The 1,015-nt window shown below is 52.9% G+C and carries 1 rRNA gene; it reads right to left on the bottom strand.

The window, feature by feature from the left end:
* Window positions 1-1,015, bottom strand: a 23S ribosomal RNA gene (locus tag FE296_RS00275); the annotation flags it as partial.

Here is a 1,015-nt window from a genome sequence, read left to right on the forward strand (position 1 = left end):
GTTCCTTAACGAGAGTTCTTCCGCGCGCCTTAGAATACTCTTCTCGCCTACCTGTGTCGGTTTGCGGTACGGGCACCATCACCTGGCTAGAGGCTTTTCTTGGCAGTGTGAGATCATGACCTTCGCTACTACAATTTTCGCTCCCCATCACAGCTCAGCCTTACAATGTGCGGATTTGCCTACACATCAGCCTTACTGCTTAGACGGACATCCATCAGTCCGCGTCACTACCCTACTGCGTCCCCCCATTGCTCATAACGGCTTACGGTGGTACAGGAATTTCGACCTGTTGTCCTTCGACTACGCCTTTCGGCCTCGCCTTAGGTCCCGACTTACCCTGAGCGGACGAGCCTTCCTCAGGAACCCTTAGGCTTTCGGCGGATCAGATTCTCACTGATCTTTTCGTTACTCATACCGGCATTCTCACTTGTATAATGTCCAGCGCTCCTTACGGTACACCTTCAACCCTTATACAACGCTCCCCTACCCCTGATGCAAAGCATCAAGCCATAGCTTCGGTGGTGTGTTTAGCCCCGTTACATTTTCGGCGCAGAGTCACTCGACCAGTGAGCTATTACGCACTCTTTCAATGGTGGCTGCTTCTAAGCCAACATCCTGGTTGTCTGTGCAACTCCACATCCTTTCCCACTTAACACACACTTGGGGACCTTAGCTGATGGTCTGGGCTGTTTCCCTTTTGACAATGGATCTTAGCACTCACTGTCTGACTCCCGGAAGTAAGTCTATGGCATTCGGAGTTTGACTGAGCTTGGTAACCCTTGCGGGCCCCGCACCCAATCAGTGCTCTACCTCCACGACTCTGTTTTCCGAGGCTAGCCCTAAAGCTATTTCGGGGAGAACCAGCTATCTCCGAGTTCGATTGGAATTTCTCCGCTACCCCCACCTCATCCCCGCATTTTTCAACATGCGTGGGTTCGGGCCTCCAGTGCGTGTTACCGCACCTTCACCCTGGACAGGGGTAGATCACCCGGTTTCGGGTCTACGTCCACGTACT

Origin of the sequence: Paenibacillus sp. UASWS1643, from assembly GCF_008693195.1 — a bacterium.
In the GTDB taxonomy this organism is placed as follows: Bacteria; Bacillota; Bacilli; order Paenibacillales; family Paenibacillaceae; genus Paenibacillus; species Paenibacillus amylolyticus_B.